Below are 17,666 nucleotides of genomic sequence, written 5' to 3'. Positions count from 1 at the left end.
GCTTTTTTATGAATGAAGATAACAGTTAGTGTGTTTGTTTTTGCAGCAGCTTTAGACCGAATTAGGCGAGGAAACGTTTTTGCCGTGTAGTCATTAGCTACAATCACGTTTAGCGCTCGCTCCCCTCTATCAGATAAGACCTTTTGGATTCATTTAAGCTCATGTTGAACACTTCTACCACAAAAGCTCAACAACCCCGACCTTAGATGCTCGTTAAACAATAGTCTGGATATATCCGCGCTTGCTCGATACTTTCTTGAACATTCATATCTCGCAAAAAGCCAGATCCAGTTACCAAAACCGTTTTGAACCCCATAGCGGCTCCCCCAAGAATATCCGTATGTAAAGTATCGCCAATCATTGCCACCTGTGATGGCTCAACTTCACCATAATCTCGCGCAATACAACTTAAAACCTGCTCAAAAATAGGTCGGTATGGTTTACCATAGCAATTTACCCAAGAATAAAGCGGTTCATCAAGCGTTAAGGTGTAACTTCCCGGTTCATGAGACACCCCTTGTTCAAGTGGCGCAATTAAGTCTGCATTCCCAACCCAGATTGGACGAGGTCGCTCCTGCAGTGCCTGAACCCAACGTTCTTGTAAACGCTGATTCCACCCATTACCACTTAAGAACAAAAACTGGTCGGCATCCCAAAAAGAATCATCTTCTGGATAACGCTCATCATAATCAGCTGTGACACGACAATATGGCTTAGGCACAATCACACCAATTGAGCCTTGCTCAGGCGACGTGCGCGCGAGAAACTCCTGCATCATGACCTCTCGACTATTGATAATTTGGTCACATTCAAAGTTAAAGCCAAAATTTTGATACTTCTGGACTAAGCCCTTCATATCCTGAGTCGCAGCATTGGTCACAACATATACTTTCTTCCCCATTGCTCTTAATTTATTCACTTGCTCCACAGCACCATTGATGGCTGTTTTCCCAACATTCAGAACACCGTAGCCATCAAATAGAAACACATCAATTTCTTCACTAATTTGGCAAATATTATCAATGACTTGATAAGAATGTTGTTTATCTAAATAACGAGGCATTCGTTCAGGTATACTTAAATAAGTCCTAAATGCATCATGAGGGCTATTAATCATAAAAATAAAATAAGGCTAATAAATAGGAATTACTATCATACCGATCTCAGTTATTAATCATAGACATATTATAACCCCTGCCACTATTAACCAATTCATCTAAATACTGACTAATAAACAAACTTGTCTAGTATATCTCGCTTTTAAAAAGCGATTTTACGACAATAACCACCACTCCATCATTTTCTATAAATTATCATGACGTTAAAGATTAGTTATAATTGATGACTACATAAAAATCAGATAATCTTGTATGTTCGGGAAATGTAATGGAATCACTAAGATGTCTTTTCGATGGAAACTCACGGTATTTACAGGGGTTGCGCTGATTGTAACCATTTGTTTGTTAATGGCCTCCACTATCTATTCATCTCGCCATAACAGCGATGTCATTACTCAACAAGCTGGCATTCTTCTTAAACAAAACGCTCAGGAGCTCGTATCCGCTGAATTAAAAGGGCGAATTAAACAGCTCACGGGGGCAATTGAGGCTCGGAAGAATCAGTTAAATTTATTAGGGACGCAAATCTTATCTTCCAAGACCAATACCCTGAAAAATTACTTACCAGGTTCGAATTTACGCTCATCTATTGTTGCCATGCTAAAAGCACAATTGAGCAGCGACCATTATGCCTCACAAATAACTGTCATTTTCAAATCCGGTGGACTAGGTGAAAATGATATCGGCTATTTAGGCTCTGATTATCTCGGCAGTAACGACCAAGGACGCTTTACGGCTCGCTGGATCAAAAGTAACGGTAAGTATACCCAAAAGCCCATCAGCTCCAAGCAACTTAAAGAGCCAGAAATGAAGCCGGCGCTTTGTGCCTTAGATAACGACATGGCCTGTTTACGTCCCGCGACAGATAAATCAGAAGGTTTCTGGTTGTCAGTACCAATAGAAGAAAAAGGTAAGGTCATTGCTGAGGCCGCTTTGCTGATTAAGCCATTATTGATTAATGGCCTCATTCAATCCATGGATAAAGCACTCTATTCAGGTTCCGGAAATATTGTATTGACTGACCAAAATGGCAATCTGATTAGCCGCGATTCTGACCAAAGTAGCGTCCCTGATAATATGGTACAGCTAATTAATGATGGCAAAATCGTCAACCAATGGGATCAAAAGCAACATCAGTTAATTAGTTTTTATCCATTAGCCCTGGCAAATTTACATACTCAATGGGGAATCATGGTCCGATTACCCGAACAACAAGTCCTTAAAGCCCAGCGAGTAATGAGCCAAAAACTATCAACTAATACTGCCAATGCACTGAGTCAGCAGTTGTTAATTGGTATTGTCGTTGCCGTGGTGATGATCATTCTAACCTGGGTGTTTACTGGCCCGCTTGTAAAACCATTACATAGTTTACGTAATGAACTGGAAAAAATCGCAACAGGCGATGCCGACCTTACCTATCAGGTTCCAGTCAATAGTAAAGATGAAATAGGCCAACTGAGCAATTCATTTAACCGTTTTGTTGGATCGCTACGACAACTGATTAAAGATGTCGTCGTATCAGTTGATAATATGAAACAAAACAGTAGCCACTCAATCGAACTGATCGACCAAACAAGTCAGAGCATTACGCAGCAATTTGCCCAAGTCGATCAAGTCGCAACTGCAGTCGAAGAAATGGCAGCCAACTCACGGGAAGTTGCCGATAACACGCAGCAAACCAACATGACGGTCAATACGGCTCAGCAATCCGTCATCCAAGGGCAAAAAGCTGCACAAGATTCGCAAACTGCGATGGGGTCACTGAGTGAACAATTAGAACAATCCCAACAAAGGATCCAAAAACTAGCCACCAGCAGCGAAAACATCAGCAATATCTTGTTAGTCATTCAAAATATCGCAGAACAAACCAACTTGCTCGCCCTTAATGCCGCTATTGAAGCAGCTCGAGCCGGTGAACATGGTCGAGGTTTTGCGGTCGTTGCCTCCGAAGTGCGCTCGCTAGCGAGCCGGACGCAAGATTCAATTGGTGAAATTGAGTCGGTTATCAGTCAACTGCAAAGCGAAACGGATAATGTTGTAAAAACAATTGAACAAGCAAATAAAGCTGCTCAAGATACGGCTCAACAAGTCACTTACACCAATGAAACCCTGACTGAAATCGCCTCATCCAACAGTAATGTATTGCAAATGGCAGAACAAATTGCGAGTGCAGCAGAACAGCAGAGCGCCGTAGCAAATGAGATCAGTCAAAATATTAACCAAATCCGTGAGTTCGGCCAAAGCATTACCAAGGTCAGCGGTGAAACCCATCAAGTTAGCCAAGTTATCGGCAATATTGCCCAAGAGCAACATCAGTTAGTTAGCCGCTTCAAAGTCTAGTTGATCCAACCAAAGGAAAAGGTAGCGTTGAACGCTACCTTTTTTAGTTTATAAGGAATTTACTCGATGTGATTATTAGGTAACTTCCAATCTAACTGAGCATTGCCATAGGCTGAATAAGGAAATTGATTGCGCAGCTGTTGGCGTGTAGTTTCATCAATATGACGTGAAAAAGTAAGGCGTAATTGTCCCAGATGACGATCGCCACGTATGATGACCCGATGTTGTGCAGGAGTAATCAAAGAAATTGTCTGACAGAAAGTAATAAATGAATCAGGCACATTTCCTTTAAGCATTCGAACGCGCTCCTTTTCAATCATCAGCACAAATGTATAGCGTCCAAGAGATTGCCAGTAGGCAACAAGTAGCACCACACTTATGCAAATGAGGCATACAAACACCATGAAAACCTCCTTTGATTAATTGGACTGATGAACCAACTCATCGAGGTGATTATAACGCTGATCTTTCATTTGATAGATAGAATTTTCCAATCAGTTTAATTGATAAGTTTCAACCTATTGATTTATGGGATCTAACATAAACAAATATTCAAAACTTATTTTTCTGGGCGCTTCAGTGTATAAACTCATCACAAATACATTCACTGTGCATTACAAACCGCATTATCTCGGGTTCGAAACAACCGGAAAATTGTCGAAGCATTTACCGAAATCATCATAATTTCCAGTAAGCTTCCACCAATTGACCCAACAATAATATTGTTAACTAACCAGCAGCTTGATCCCACTAAAAAGGCAAATCGCATGGACATTCCTTTCAATCTAAATAATGCATATGTCCCAATTGTCATGCCGATAACGCTCCATAGATCGGAAAAAGCCTGAGCAACCCATACACCTAAGCCGATATTCAGTGCAATAAAAATTAATGCCACTATGAGCAAACGCGTTCTAATGGATAAAGCCGTTCGAAAAGTCGATAGAATAGAGGCAATGAGCGACGTCATGGCACCGAACAATGCATAATGAATCGTGTTAGAGATGTTCAAAGTGACCAAAATTAACTTGAGCTTACGGTCCTCCGTCTGCAAAAAACTTAGCACGCCTAAGGCAAAACTCAAAAAGCCAAACAACTGGCCCCAGAAATGGCCCATAAAGTGTTCTAGCATATCCTTCTCTTTGGCAAGCTCTAATATTGGAACGCTGTTTTGATTTTTATGTAAAGAAAATCTAGGCACCAATATCCATCAAAGATATAATTAAAACAGCGTTTCTTAATTTGCTTAGAAATCTCGGTGGATGATGAAAAATGGTGTAAAATCAATATCGATGCAAAAACTCACCGTTAAAATAATTATCTGAGTCGTTACTATAATCGCATCTTGCGTCACACTTATAGGAGTAAACATGGGTCAAATGCAGATAGCCATCGTCGGCGAGTGTATGGTCGAACTGCAACAACAGTCACAAGAGTTGTTAAGTCGTAAATTTGGTGGTGATACGTTAAACACAGCGGTTTACCTTTCCCGACTGACCCGCTCAGCTGATATTAACGTAAGTTATATTTCTGGGCTTGGTGAAGATATGTTTAGTCAACAAATGCTGCACAGTTGGCAACAAGAAGGGATTGATACGCAGTATGTGCAACACCTAACCAATAAACTACCCGGGCTATATCTCATTGAAACAGATCCTGATGGTGAACGTCACTTTCGATACTGGCGTAATGACTCGGCGGCTAAATACTGTCTAGAACAAGATAATTATCCAGAAATAGCCAAGGCACTGACTCAGTTTAACTGGATCTATCTAAGTGGCATCTCTCTGGCTATTTTAACTTCCAAAAGCCGTGATAATTTATTTACAGCTCTTGAACAAGCCAAAGCTGCAGGCTGTAAAATTATTTTTGATAACAACTATCGCCCTGCCCTGTGGGAGAATCTCGAAGAAACTCAGCAAATCTATCAACAGATATTACAACTCACTGATTTAGCGTTGTTAACCTTTGACGATGAGCTTGCACTCTATGGGGAGCACACAACAAACGACTGTTTGAGTAGAACGCGTCAGTTAGGGGTGAATTCTATTGTATTGAAAATGGGCTCACAGCCTTGTCACATATTTGTAGAAAATGAACATTATACTGTAGCAGCAAATAAGGTTCCTAAAGAGAACGTGGTCGATACAACCGCCGCAGGAGATTCATTTGGAGCCGGCTTTATTGCTGCAATGTTACTGGGGAAAGACCCACAGACCTGTGCTCATTGGGGACATGATCTTGCCGGAACGGTGATTCGTTATAAAGGTGCAATTATTGATAGAAACAATATGCCATTACTGACATAACCAATAACGCAGAGAAGGAACAAGAGGTTGCTTCTCATTTATCCCATAAAAGCTCTAACAGCCGCATTTATAATGTAGCTGAGTAACAAGCCTAAGGAACAATTCCCTTAGATAATAAAGGTAGGTTAATCATGCAACATAATCAACCGGAACGAAATACCTGTATTGCTGTTTGTGGTCAAATTGATGAAGAACATAGCTTAAAAATAAATAAACTATTGGCAGATTGCGACTATTTAGGTCAACATCAAACTCCAGCGCAATTTGCTCTTTATCAGTACAAACAACAACCTGTCGTCATCCGCGACGGAAATCAATCCTTAAATGTCACCGTATATAAGATTGATATAGCAACCTTAAAAGAGTTAGATAGTTATTTTCGCTATCCCACTGTTCATGACCGTATCCGCTGCGAAATTCAAGGAATTGGCGATGCATGGCTTTACGTGATGTGTGAAGGCTATGCGGCACTTGCGGGTGTTTATCAAGCCCCACTAAAACGAGAACAAACACGCCAAGCTAACACCGTTCTAGCATAAAGATTACCACTCATACAGGGCATATCTCATTGCCCTGTTGAGTTTCGGTTTACCTTCTTAAACCTAGCATTGACACAGATGCTCGGTATCGCTTTATAATTAGCAAATAATCTTATAAGTGTTAGCACTCTATTATTCAATAGACTTTGAACGCTAGGGCTTGGAACGAGTCATAAATAACAGTCTATGACAGCCGCAGGGGCACTTAATGGTGTATCTCACCAAGACCAGGCGTCTCTGACATATCGATACAGGTAACAGGTTTAAAATTGAGAACAAATCTAATCACCCCAGAGGGTTTAGAAGCATTAACTACCGAACTGGATTATCTGTGGCGTGAGTATCGCCCAGAAATCACAGGAAAAGTAGCTTGGGCCGCGAGTCTTGGAGATAGATCAGAAAACGCTGACTATAAAGAGAATAAAAGGCTACTTCGAAGTATTGACTCAAGAATTCGCTTTCTGCGTAAACGTATTGAAGCGGTTAAAGTCGTCGAATACTCTCCGGTTCAAGAAGGAAAAGTGTTCTTTGGAGCATGGGTCGAAGTGGAAAGTGAACACTCAGAAGTTAAAGTGTTTCGGATTGTCGGACCAGACGAAATTTACCAACGCAAAGATTATATATCTATCGATGCGCCAATGGCCCGAGCTTTAATTAAAAAAGAGGTCGATGACGAGGCCATCGTTAAAACCCCTGAGGGTGAGAAAAGCTGGTTTATCAACAAAATTAGCTATCAACCGCTTGTCGGTGAAAAATAAGCATAATATTGATTACCTATTTATACTTAAAAAATTCAATATAGGGGCTTATCGTTAGCTGTTAAGCCCTAATGCAGATACACAAGATAAATAAACTAGACATAGTCCCCCTGCAATATTTATGGTCATGTTAACGTTTGTTAACTGGAACTTCTTTTGCGCAACTACAAAACAATAACTACAGATTGAGGTCCAAATAGCCATAATTAAAACATGTAACATAGAAAGATATAAATAGCCCACGAAATGAATTCCCGCAAAAATGGGAACCACGGTGAGATAGAATAAGATAGCTTTAGCATTAAAAATATTTAACAAAAAAGCTTCTTGAATACTAACGCTCTTCAAACTACCGATCACACCAGGACGAGACTTCCTCGCCAACAGCAATAACCTAATGCCAAGGTAAAATAAAAATAAAATACCAGCCAATTTCAAGGTACTTAACAAAACTACGTTTTCGACAATGAAACTGGATATACCTAATCCAACCAGCATTCCATGAACAACGATACCAAACCCGGTCCCAATTATGACTTTGAAAACCCCTCTAAATCCCTCAGATGAAACATTAGACATTGCCAAACTAAGGCTAGCTCCTGGAGAAAGAGCAATCGGAATCATAGCGAGCATAAACCCTTGTATGTTCATCTATCAAGACCCAACTATTTCCTAGGGACTGTTGACCTTTGGTGGTTGAATTTTGTTCAAATTAAACACATTTTGAACGCGGCGCACCCTGTGTCGCTTAATGAGTTAAGCAAACAGGGAGCAACAAAGTTCAGGATGCGTTTAAATGAACCCCAAGGGCAGTATCTGAGAGGAATTTATCCAGCGTTAAACGTTCTTTGTGGAGAATAAACGGCACAACGTTTGCCTTGCCTAAATCCCTCTCAGATTTCTGCAAAACTAATCACAAAAGGTCAACAGTCCCTAGTAAAAGTGCAAGAAATGATATTGACTGACGACTTATCAGAACAATACATTCAATCGTTGACGCCACTATGTAGGAGTCAACAAAAATTGACTTAATTGTGGCGATGCCAAAATCGATGGCCTATTTTCCCCCCGCCAAATCTATAAATGAACCGGTAACATAGGAAGCTTCATCAGATAATAACCAAACGATTGCATTTGCCACTTCGTCTGGAGTCCCCCCGCGTTGTAATGGGATCTGAGCAGCCAATCGCTCAACCCTATTGGGCTCACCACCATCAGCATGCATTTGTGTATAAATAAACCCAGGCCTTACAGCATTGACTCGAATACCTCTTGGAGCCAGTTCCAATGATAGACCTTTTGTCAGAGAATCCATTGCGCCTTTCGATGCCGCATAATCAATATACTCAAATGGAGCGCCAAGCCGGGAGGCGGCTGATGAAACATTGACAATCGCACCGGTAGATTTAACCCGCCGAACAAACTCACGAGAACAAAGAAAACAACTTGTAATATTGGACGACATCACTTGATTAAACCGCTCTAGCTCAATGTCAGCAAAACTCATTTGTGAAAATAAAATACCTGCGTTATTGACCAAATGTGTTACTGGAGCAAATGCGTTTTCTGTTGCATCAAATAAATCGACAACCTCACATTCATTCGAAACATCCGCTTGAAACGAAAAAGCCTCTCCTCCTGAAGCTATAATTTCACGGACCACAGCATCGGCACTTTGGGCATCCGAACGATAGTTTACACAAACTTTATAGCCCTGAGAGGCTAATAACTTTGATGTTGCAGCACCAATCCCACGCCCCCCACCAGTTACAATCGAAACCTTATCCATACAAAGCTTTCCTTACATAGCTAAATCTTACTCAAATCTTAATGAATAACCTGAATTGTAAGATTGATTCTTCGCATCGCGCCAAATGGGCGACATAATCACTGGAGCCTATCCACGAAACTCACTGTAAGCTACCTGAATAATTCCTTAACATCAATTAGGTAGCTCAAATCCATATAGCGCCAATATGATATATACGCTTCTTAAATCATAACTATTCGGATAGGATTTATTGTTAATCGTTAAGAGTCCATATCGATCTTTTCCGAATAAGTCACAGGGAAACGAAATAGTATTGTGACTAAGCGAACCATACTAAGAAATATGAATCTCGGATCATTGCCCGCGCCAGCAGAGTCAGTACCATCCACCAGCTTGAATCATTCGTAAACGACAATTGATTGGATATCTGTTGATAAAATATCGTCTTTGGAATCCACAAGAAACAGAGGTATGCCGATAAATAAAGGCAGACGAAGCCCTAAAGCCTCCCTAACAACTTTCCAAAGTAATTGAAACACGACCAAGCCGATGCGAAAACATTTAACAGTGAACTCATTGCCCTTGAAAATCATTTACCATCATTGGGAGCAGGTAAACAAGTATCTGTCGATAATGGTATAGAAAAACCATTGATGTGCTTAAAACATCAAAGAGAAGGACTATGTAATCGATGCTACATCATCCATTTCGAGCATAGTTGTATAAAAACACACCAGGGCAATACCTCATAAAATCAAAGCGATACATGCAGCACAACGAGACTTTTAAAGAATTTCCAAAATATTGGAAATATTTTACTGTTTTATTTTATAAACTAAACGTTTAGTATATTAAATAAAGCATGATATAAGGCATTACGAATGACTAACAGTGGCATGAAAGTTTGGCTTATTACTGGCGCGTCCCGAGGGTTGGGCAAAGAGATGGTAGCAGCAGCTCTAGAAGCAGGTGACGCTGTCATTGCCGGCGTTCGAGATATAATGAAGAGCAATGATTTACCTACGAGTGATCAATTGAGAATCGTCCAGCTTGATGTAACAGAACAGATGCAAGCTCAAAAGGCTGTTGAGATGGCGATAAGTTACTTTGGTCGCATTGATGTCGTGATAAATAATGCTGGATATGGTCTTCTTGGTGCGGTTGAAGAAACCTCAGCAGAACAAGTTCGCAATATCTTCGCCACCAATGTTGAAGGACCACTCAATATAATCAGAGCAGTTTTACCTATCTTGCGACAACAAGGTAGCGGGCACATTATTAATATCTCCTCTCTCGGAGGCTTTGCCGCCTCTGCTGGCAACGGAGTGTATGGTGCGTCAAAATTTGCTCTCGAAGGTTTATCAGAAGCGTTAGAAAAAGAAGTTAAGCACTTTGGTATTAAGGTAACAGTTGTCGAACCAGGTCTTTTTAGAACGGAGTTTTTGAGTGAAAAGTCCATTCAATTCGCAGCAAAGCAGCTTAGTGACTACGACTCTGTTATTAATCGAAACAGAGCCAAAGAGGCGAATGGGTCTCAATTAGGAGATCCTAAAAAAGCGGCAACTGCCATAAGGGAGATTGCTTCCTTAAAATCGCCACCATTAAGAATCCCATTGGGGGAAGATGCTCTTAAAAGAGTTCAAGATAAGCTTAACTATGTTGGGCAAGAACTTGAGTCATATCGTTCGATAAGTTTATCCACAAACCTTGAGTAGAATCTATATGAGTAAAAGTGATACACCTAATCGCGGACGACCTCGTAGTGAACGAGCAAGACAAGCTATTTTAACCGCAACACTCACACTGACTCGTCATGAAACTTTAAGAAGTATCACGGCCGATTCAATAGCTAAGACTGCGGGTGTTAGTAAAGCGACACTTTATAAATGGTGGCCAAATAAGGTCGCAATATGCCTTGATGCATTTTCTGAACTCATGGCAAAAGAAGTCGCCATACCAAATCATCATTCTGTTCGCCTAGATTTTATTGAAGAACTAAAAGAAATGATTCGTTTCTATTTATCTGCTCAGGGGCGCCTTTTCAGAGAGTTCATTGCGGAAAGCCAATATGACAGCCTGATACAGCAAGAATTCCGAGCCAGATTCCTCGAGGGTAGACGAAAAGCCTGCCAAGTGATTTGGGATAGAGCCGTTAAGCGCGGTGAAGTAAATGAAAAAATCGATGTTGAGATAGCGATGGATCTCATCTATGGACCCGCTATTTTTCGGTTATTTACCAATCATGCTCCTCTTAATCATTCAATTGCGGAACAAATAGTCAATACGGTATTTTACGGAATGTCCTCTGGTATAAAAAAATAAATCATTGATAGCATATCTGCTTTATTTATGTAGAAATTTATTTTTATTCATTAAAGAGAAAATTGGATTGATTTTTAGTGAAACCGAGAATTTCAGTATTTTGTTCGATAAGGAGCATTAATCATACTTTTCTAAAATACACTTTTTGATATAGAAACAAAGGTTACCCCTACAGGCCGAACTACTAAATTCAGTAAAAATACGACCAGTTGATGTATTTAAAATATATCCAACACATATCGAAGATGAAAAAATCTTGATTATATTTTCTCTAGAGAGACCATTTCATATCTAAAAATAGTTAACTTAGCGTTATTTTTCAACACCCAACTTAGCTTATCTAAATTAACTTTAGAGGGAAGAATATTGAAATCAGTCGTTAATGATAAAAAAATATTTACTATTTATTTAATATCCATAAGTTTTTTTGGAATGATGAATACAGATATCTTTTTGCCTTGTGTACATCTAATGTCTGTTGACTTAGGCGTTTCAGCAGGAAAAATACAATATATATTTTTGACATACTTTTTAGGGGTTGGTGTTTCTCAGTTCTTTTGTGGATCATTTTCTGATAGTCATGGTAGAAGGATTGCTGTTTTAGCTGCTTTACTTCTAACATCGATTGGTTCTGTCTTATGTGCCCTATCTGTATCATTAACGACTTTAGTGATAGGGCGATTTATACTTGGAGTAGGTGCAGGTGTTCTTATTGTTATATGGCGTGCAATTGCTTACGATGTGTTAGATAAAAAAGATGCATTTCACATGATTGCTAATGTTTCCCCTGCTATCGTTTTATCACCTGCCATTTCCCCTATTCTGGGTGGTACTATTTTACATATCTCTAATTGGCATTTTGTCTTTGCTTTTGCGAGTGCTTTTTCTATATTATTATTTATTATAACATTGTTATTTTTACCTGAAACACTCAAGATTAAGGGACATGATTTCTCAATTCATGCTATTATACATTCATCTAAAAGATTGCTGTTATCTAGCCGGTTTTCAATTATCTCTTTAGGCCTTTGCATCGTCTATTCTGGATATTTCCTTTACATAATTCAATCACCATTCATTTTTCATAGATTAGGATATTCGCCTTTACAAGTTTCTTTCTTTTATATTCCTGTTGCCATTAGTTATTTTTTGGGCACTAGATTAACTAAATCTATTTTATATAAAATTGGTAAAAAAATGTTGATACTAGCAGGATTACTCCTATTTATTATCGGGGCGTTAGGCATCATATCTTTCTGCCGCTTTATTATGTTTGATTTTGTTTCTTTTCTTATTTTTTCTTTTTGTATTTTAGCTATAGGAAATGGAATCATTCTCACCATCGGTTCAGCCGAAATCATGTCTTTATTTTCAGCTGAATTAAATGCATCCGCCTCATCATTGTTAGGGTTTATGCAATCGTTATCGACTGTATTAATTACCTATATGATATCAATTTTAAACAGTGAATTAACTTACAGATATGGACTATCTTTATTATACTTTATGTGTATTTTTTTAATTTTAACATGGTTTCTCTTCATGAATTTCAAAAAAACCTTCAAATAAAAAGTACTTTATTGATCTATTAATCAGGTAATGTGAACCTCGACATTCCTTAGTCTGAGCATTCAAAAGGGCAACAGCCTGCACATCTTCATTATTTTGTTGACGTGCAGTCACTCACCTTGAGACACCGTAAGCTCAGAAAAACGACTCATTGTGCATCATATTAGATGGTTAGTTATACAGCGAAATAAAGATCAACTGATTCAATACAGTACGCTGAACGGTACACTGATGAGCCATTACTGTAAAATTATCAGATTCACTTATGACGCACTCTCGATATAAGTTCGTTTCACTCGCGACGTCAGTTGAATTAGAAGCTCATAACCAATGGTTCCAACACGCTCTGCAAGGGGTTCAACTGGGTTACCTTTGCCCCATAAAATCACCTCATCTCCGACTCGATCGCTGGCCTGTGCGCCTAAATCGACTGTGAGCATATCCATTGAGACTCTTCCAACTAATGGGACTTTTCGACCATTAACCAACACTGGCGTTCCCGTTGGCATTGTACGTGGGTAGCCATCGCCATAGCCGATCGCCACAACACCTAATCGGGTATCAGATTGCGATTGCCAAAGCCCACCATAGCCCACCGGCTCACCTTTTTTATGATCACGCACCGCAATTAATTTAGATTTAAGCGTCATAACCGGTTCGAGTTGCTCATCTTGGCCACAACGCCCCGCAAATGGCGTTACACCATACAGAGCAATACCAGGGCGTGCCTTATCAAAAGCAATATCCCGACGAGTCAACAACGCTGCCGAATTCGCAAGCGAGCGAGGCCCTACTAATGTTTTTGTTGCTTCAATAAAATGAGCTAACTGTTCATCCGTTCTTGAACTATCTTGTTCATCTGCACAACTTAAATGGCTCACGAACCCCACAAAAGAATCAACTGCAGCAAGTTTTAACAATTCACGATGTTTATCTGCAATTTCTTCTAAGGAAAACCCAAGGCGGTGCATCCCCGTATCGACTTTTAGCCAGAAATTAGTTTTTTCAGTCACTAAGGACTGTCTTATCCAAGCAATTTGTTCGTCGTTTTGTATAACAGGCTGAAAGTTTAGTGCTATCGCTTGATCCGTTTCATCCTGATCAAAACACCCCTCGAGTAGCACAATAGGCTTGCTAATTCCGGCATGGCGAAGCACCACGGCTTCTTCAAAACGAGCAACAGCAAAGCTATCAACCCATTCGTTTAACGCCCGAGAAACCTCCACACTACCATGCCCATAGGCATTACCTTTGACAACCGCAACCATCTTGCTGTCAGGTTGACAAGACTTCAAACGAGCTAAATTATTTCTTAATGCGGCTAAATCAACCACTGCTTCAGCAGTAACCATCTCAAACACTCCAGGGCCATCCACCCAACAAACCAGTAATCTGGTCTAAACTCCAGATTTTATCAAACTCTCATTATTCTCTTTGAATAAAGGCAATTAATCTGCCAGATTATCGTTAAAGGGAACAACCAAGAGAAAAAAGTTATAAATTCTAATTTTACCTTTACAACCAGATAATCTGACTAAAAAAAATTTTTAAAAAATTCTCATTCTGTAAAAAATTACAATAAAAATCGATTTTCTAATAACTATAAAATCATGAATTATACCAAATGCACCAAAATAGCGCCCAAAATATAAAATTTAGCACCATAATTGATCATAAGTATGTACGATCTAGTCATATTGTGCATATATAATCAATATATATAACTAGATATACAAATTATTAGATTAAGAATAATAACCTATTATTTTTTAATTTATTAGTTTTTTAAACTATAAAATTTATCACCCTTGAATCATTGCATGGTCATTCGGTCTCTGCGCAGATATCGCTCTCAAGCCTCCCCTTTTCTTGCCTATAAAATCTGCAAAATGTCACGCTAATTGCTTAATAAAATGAAAAACTGATGAACCGTATAGCTTATGTTTTTAAAAAGTAGGCTCAATGCTGTAGCGCAAACCGCAATCGTTCATCAAGTCATCGACACAACATTGCTCTATTAAGGAAATACAATGGAAATTCAAAAGCCGTACCTATTATTTCTGGGTGATGCACCCGACGCTCTGGCTGCCAAAGTGGCGCAGGGAATCAAACAATGGCATCCAGAATACTGCGTAGGTCAATATCGGATGCAAGGATGTAACGCAGATTGTGGACTGGAAGATATTGATATTCCTACAGCTCATGCAAAAGGCGCCAAAACCATGGTGATCGGCGTCGCCAACCGCGGAGGTTTTATCTCCAATGCTTGGATTAAAGTACTCCAAGAGGCTCTGGAAGTAGGCATGGATTTAGCCGCTGGTTTACATGTTCGCTTAAATGATATTCCTGAATTGGCTCAAACTGCTCATAAATTTGGCCGCACTATGTTCGATGTTCGCTTCCCAACGCAAGATTTCCCTGTTGCGGCAGGTACCAAGCGTCCCGGAAAACGCTTATTGCCAGTGGGAACCGATTGTTCTGTTGGTAAAATGTATACAGCTCTTGCTATTACCGATGAGCTGGCCAAACGCAACGAAAAAGTGACCTTCCGAGCCACCGGTCAGACGGGAATTTTAGTCAGTGGTGCAGGAGTATGCGTGGACTCGGTTATCTCAGACTTTATCTCAGGAGCTGTTGAAGTCTTAGCCCCCGCAAACGATCCCGATCACTGGGATGTTATCGAAGGTCAGGGGTCATTATTCCATCCATCATTTGCAGGTGTCACAACCGGCTTGATCCATGGCGCGCAGGCTGATGCACTGGTACTGTGCCACGAACCCACACGCGAGCATATGCGTGGCACACCAGATTTTGCCCTGCCAGAAATCGATCAATGTATGCAATTGAATTTAGCTATGGCAAAACTCACTAACCCGGCGGTTAAATTTGTAGGTATTTCAGTCAATACCGCTAAATTAGATGAAGCCAAAGCATACGAATATATGACACAACTTGAAAAAGAAGTTGGTCTACCCGTTGTCGATCCATTCCGCCAAGGTGTTAGCCGTATTGTTGACAACTTATTGGCCTAATGAGCGAGTATTTATGCAATTAGAAATTATCGAACAAAGTTGGCCGATTGCAGGGGTTTTCCGAATCTCCCGAGGTAGCCGCACCGAAACAAAGGTCATTCAAGTCAAGTTAACCCATGGAACCGCTGTTGGACGCGGTGAATGTGTGCCATATGCGCGATATGATGAAACTCTCGCCAGCGTTAGGCAACAGATTGAAGATATTCGCCCAGCAGTAGAAGCTGGGTTATCCCGCGAACAACTCTTGCAAATGTTACCCGCAGGAGCGGCACGTAACGCCGTCGACTGCGCACTTTGGGATTTAGAATGCAAGCGTTCAGATCAGAGTATTTGGCAACTGCTAGGTGTTGCCCCTAAGGCGTTAACCACAGCCTACACGCTATCACTCGATGCCCCTGAAAAGATGCAACAAAAGGCGCTGGAACATAAATTACGTCCCCTATTTAAGCTTAAATTGGCTGGCGCTGGTGACTTAGAACGTGTCCAAGCTGTACGTGAAGGTGCCCCCAACGCTCGAATCATCATTGATGCAAACGAAGGTTGGACTAAAACAATCTATCAACAGTTGGTTCCAGAACTCGTGAAACTAGGTGTTGAAATGATTGAACAGCCACTGCCACAAGCTGATGATCACCTTCTCGCTGAGCTAGAACACCCGATTGCTCTGTGTGCCGATGAATCCTGTCATGACCGCAAAGACTTATCTAAACTCCAAGGCCGCTATGAGATGATCAACATTAAGATCGACAAAACAGGCGGACTAACCGAAGCACTAGCACTTAAACAAGCCGCTGTTGAATCCGGCTTTGGTATTATGGTTGGCTGCATGGTCGGGACATCACTGGCGATGGCACCAGCATTTGTACTCGCCCAAGACGTTAAAATTGTTGATTTGGATGGGCCTTTACTATTGGCCAAAGATCAAAGCGAAGGCTTTAATTACACCGTTCAAAGTCAGATGCAACCCATGACAGCGAAACTCTGGGGTTAATATAAAAATAGAATAAAGGAAACAGATCATGTTAAACCGTATTGTTTACATTAATGGGGAATACATCAATGAACACGATGCCAAAGTGTCAATCTTTGACCGCGGCTTTTTATTTGCTGATGCCGTTTATGAAGTCACAGCAGTCATCAACGGTAAATTAGTTGATAACGAAGGCCACATGGCACGTCTAACCCGTTCCTGTCATGAGTTACAACTCACTTTACCCATAAAAGTGGAAGAAATTGCGCGGATTCAAAATGAATTAATTCGCTTAAACCAGATCACTGAAGGTGGTGTTTATCTGCAACTGACACGCGGTTCTGATGGTGACCGTGAGTTTGGTTTTCCTGAAGACGCACAGCCGACCTTAGTGATGTTTACTCAATCACGCTCACTGCTGGATAGTCAAAAAGCCAAAGAAGGGCTAAAAGTGATGACGATAGAAGATATTCGCTGGCACCGCCGGGATATTAAGACAACTCAGCTTTTAGCATCTGCATTAGCCAAACAAGCAGCTCATGATCAAGGCTTTGATGATGCTTGGCTCACCGAAAATGGCTATATCACTGAAGGAAGCTCCAATAACGCCTATATCGTTACCGCTGATGATACTGTCGTTACCCGTCCGCTCAGCAATGATATCTTGCATGGGATTACTCGCGCAGCATTAATGAAACTTGCCGAAGAGAAACAAATTAAAGTTGAAGAACGTTTGTTTACCCCAGAAGAGGCAATGAGCGCAAAAGAAGCTTTTATTAGCTCTGCTACCACTTTTGTTTATCCTGTGGTAAAAATTAATGATAAAGTAATTAGTGATGGAAAACCTGGCCCAATGGCCAACCGTCTTCGTGATATTTACATTGAATTAGCGGTTAAACAAACAAGCTAGTTGAACTTTAGCTCGGTGTTACTCATCT

16 protein-coding genes are annotated in these 17,666 nt (G+C 40.4%); 10 read left to right on the top strand and 6 right to left on the bottom strand.

All coding sequences use genetic code 11. The features are described from left to right. Positions 1-202: 202 nt before the first annotated feature. Positions 203-1,063, bottom strand: coding sequence for an HAD-IIA family hydrolase (locus EV690_RS16835; protein WP_165872797.1), 861 nt, complete (start codon positions 1,061-1,063; stop codon positions 203-205). A gap of 337 nt (positions 1,064-1,400) precedes the next feature. On the opposite strand from EV690_RS16835, the gene EV690_RS16830 reads away from it, so the two are divergent. Next, positions 1,401-3,458 (top strand): methyl-accepting chemotaxis protein, encoded by a 2,058-nt coding sequence (locus tag EV690_RS16830; RefSeq protein ID WP_165872796.1) that lies wholly within the window; start codon positions 1,401-1,403, stop codon positions 3,456-3,458. 59 nt (positions 3,459-3,517) lie between these two features. Here EV690_RS16830 and EV690_RS16825 read toward each other — a convergent pair whose 3' ends face one another. Both EV690_RS16825 and EV690_RS16820 read right to left on the bottom strand, forming a co-directional pair. Beyond that, entirely contained in the window at positions 3,518-3,862 is a 345-nt protein-coding gene (locus EV690_RS16825; protein ID WP_131914190.1) for a DUF3634 family protein, read from the bottom strand. Between the two features lie 200 nt (positions 3,863-4,062). Beyond that, positions 4,063-4,590 (bottom strand): YgjV family protein, encoded by a 528-nt coding sequence (locus EV690_RS16820; RefSeq protein ID WP_224055023.1) that lies wholly within the window; start codon positions 4,588-4,590, stop codon positions 4,063-4,065. A gap of 238 nt (positions 4,591-4,828) precedes the next feature. Here EV690_RS16820 and kdgK point away from each other — a divergent pair, with 238 nt between their 5' ends. The 3 genes from kdgK (at position 4,829) to greB (ending at position 7,064) form a co-directional block, all read left to right on the top strand. Next, entirely contained in the window at positions 4,829-5,767 is a 939-nt protein-coding gene (gene kdgK, locus EV690_RS16815) for a 2-dehydro-3-deoxygluconokinase (RefSeq protein ID WP_131914189.1), read from the top strand. Between the two features lie 131 nt (positions 5,768-5,898). Continuing rightward, on the top strand, positions 5,899-6,306 hold the full coding sequence (locus tag EV690_RS16810; RefSeq protein WP_131914188.1) for a gamma-glutamylcyclotransferase family protein: 408 nt from the start codon (positions 5,899-5,901) through the stop codon (positions 6,304-6,306). A gap of 269 nt (positions 6,307-6,575) precedes the next feature. Next, positions 6,576-7,064 (top strand): transcription elongation factor GreB, encoded by a 489-nt coding sequence (greB, locus tag EV690_RS16805; RefSeq protein WP_131914187.1) that lies wholly within the window; start codon positions 6,576-6,578, stop codon positions 7,062-7,064. A 54-nt stretch (positions 7,065-7,118) separates the two neighbouring features. Here the strand turns inward: greB and EV690_RS16800 are convergent, their stop codons facing one another. Continuing rightward, positions 7,119-7,715: a LysE family translocator gene (locus EV690_RS16800; protein ID WP_131914186.1), complete on the bottom strand. Its 597-nt coding sequence runs from the start codon at positions 7,713-7,715 to the stop codon at positions 7,119-7,121. A 406-nt stretch (positions 7,716-8,121) separates the two neighbouring features. Then, positions 8,122-8,853, bottom strand: coding sequence for an SDR family oxidoreductase (locus tag EV690_RS16795; protein ID WP_131914185.1), 732 nt, complete (start codon positions 8,851-8,853; stop codon positions 8,122-8,124). Positions 8,854-9,716: 863 nt separating this feature from the next. Between EV690_RS16795 and EV690_RS16790 the strand changes: the two genes are divergently transcribed. The 3 genes from EV690_RS16790 to EV690_RS16780 all read left to right on the top strand — a co-directional run bounded on the left by EV690_RS16790 (position 9,717) and on the right by EV690_RS16780 (position 12,726). Next, on the top strand, positions 9,717-10,550 hold the full coding sequence (locus EV690_RS16790) for an oxidoreductase (RefSeq protein WP_224055022.1): 834 nt from the start codon (positions 9,717-9,719) through the stop codon (positions 10,548-10,550). Positions 10,551-10,557: 7 nt separating this feature from the next. Further along, a complete protein-coding gene (locus EV690_RS16785) occupies positions 10,558-11,157 on the top strand; it encodes a TetR/AcrR family transcriptional regulator (RefSeq protein WP_131914184.1) in 600 nt (199 codons plus the stop codon). 366 nt (positions 11,158-11,523) lie between these two features. Beyond that, the gene (locus EV690_RS16780) at positions 11,524-12,726 is read left to right on the top strand and encodes an MFS transporter (RefSeq protein ID WP_131914183.1); all 1,203 of its coding nucleotides are present in this window, start codon (positions 11,524-11,526) and stop codon (positions 12,724-12,726) included. 263 nt (positions 12,727-12,989) lie between these two features. Here EV690_RS16780 and alr read toward each other — a convergent pair whose 3' ends face one another. Next, a complete protein-coding gene (gene alr / locus EV690_RS16775) occupies positions 12,990-14,078 on the bottom strand; it encodes an alanine racemase (RefSeq protein WP_131914182.1) in 1,089 nt (362 codons plus the stop codon). A gap of 678 nt (positions 14,079-14,756) precedes the next feature. Between alr and dgcN the strand changes: the two genes are divergently transcribed. The 3 genes from dgcN to EV690_RS16760 are packed head-to-tail and all read left to right on the top strand — an operon-like array spanning position 14,757 to position 17,638. Next, entirely contained in the window at positions 14,757-15,758 is a 1,002-nt protein-coding gene (gene dgcN / locus EV690_RS16770; RefSeq protein WP_131914181.1) for an N-acetyltransferase DgcN, read from the top strand. A 13-nt stretch (positions 15,759-15,771) separates the two neighbouring features. Next, positions 15,772-16,749 carry an N-acetyl-D-Glu racemase DgcA gene (dgcA, locus tag EV690_RS16765; RefSeq protein ID WP_131914180.1) on the top strand — a complete coding sequence of 326 codons (978 nt, stop codon included), beginning with the start codon at positions 15,772-15,774 and terminating at the stop codon, positions 16,747-16,749. Positions 16,750-16,777: 28 nt separating this feature from the next. After that, complete coding sequence (locus EV690_RS16760) at positions 16,778-17,638, top strand: D-amino-acid transaminase (protein ID WP_131914179.1); 861 nt, start codon at positions 16,778-16,780, stop codon at positions 17,636-17,638. The last annotated feature ends 28 nt before the right edge of the window (positions 17,639-17,666 follow it).

This window comes from Celerinatantimonas diazotrophica (genome assembly GCF_004339545.1).
Lineage (GTDB): Bacteria > Pseudomonadota > Gammaproteobacteria > Enterobacterales > Celerinatantimonadaceae > Celerinatantimonas > Celerinatantimonas diazotrophica.
Note: the sequence above shows the minus strand (reverse complement) of the source record. Positions and strands in the feature narration are given on the sequence as shown.